2 protein-coding genes are annotated in these 752 nt (G+C 49.7%); both read right to left on the bottom strand.

Translation table 11 applies throughout. From position 1 onward, the window contains the following. Positions 1-408, bottom strand: a 408-nt coding sequence (locus tag QVO39_RS06480; protein WP_502685068.1) for a D-alanine--D-alanine ligase, incomplete at its 3' end; no start/stop codon positions are given. Then, positions 405-752: RluA family pseudouridine synthase (locus tag QVO39_RS06475; RefSeq protein WP_502685067.1), on the bottom strand; the 348-nt coding region annotated here is incomplete at its 5' end. The genes QVO39_RS06475 and QVO39_RS06480, both read right to left, overlap by 4 nt.

Raw genomic sequence — 752 nt, 5'->3', positions numbered from 1 at the left:
TACACTTGGCGCAATCTGGATGCCGAAGCTATGGAGAAAGTGCTTGCAGAGGTACTTATTAAAGGTGAGTGCACCGATGGCTGTGGGGCAACAGCTATAGGGGATCCGTAGCATATCTAGGTAGCCGGTGAAGAGCCCATCCTCCCCAGGCGTACCGTGGATGGTAATATAGGCGTAGTCAAAGGTTACCTTGGTGCCATCAATCTGAACGGAGAAGTCGTTGCGGTCAATGGGGTACTCCTTTCCCTCTAGCTGTACCACCCATTTCTCGTGAGTGATGAGCACGGGGAAAATCTCCAGTGGTGCCCCTTCCAAAAAGTGGAGGATGCCCTCTCTACTCTTGAGGGAGACCTCATATTCATTACTGTAGCCACCTGCTACAAGAGCTATCTTAGGGTGTCGATTCATACCTCTATAGGTTCAATGGAGCCAGCCTCTACATATCGTCGCCACTTCTCTAGGAGTGCCGACATATCCTCTGGCAAAGGTGAAGTAAAATCCATCTGCTCCTTCCTCACAGGGTGATAAAAGCCAAGTGTCTGGGCATGTAGTGCCTGTCGGGGGCAGAGAGCAAAACAATTCTCAATGTATTTCTTGTAATTGGCAAAGCGATTGCCTCTAAGTATTTCATTCCCACCGTACCGCTCGTCATTGAAGATCGGATGCCCAATACTCTTCATATGGGCACGGATCTGATGAGTTCGACCAGTCTCTAGCTGGCACCTAATGAGTGAGACATATCCCAGCTCCTC

Source organism: Porphyromonas sp. CAG:1061, assembly GCF_000435035.1.
Classification (GTDB): Bacteria; Bacteroidota; Bacteroidia; order Bacteroidales; family Porphyromonadaceae; genus Porphyromonas_A; species Porphyromonas_A somerae.
This window is presented reverse-complemented; position numbering and strand designations above follow the sequence as displayed.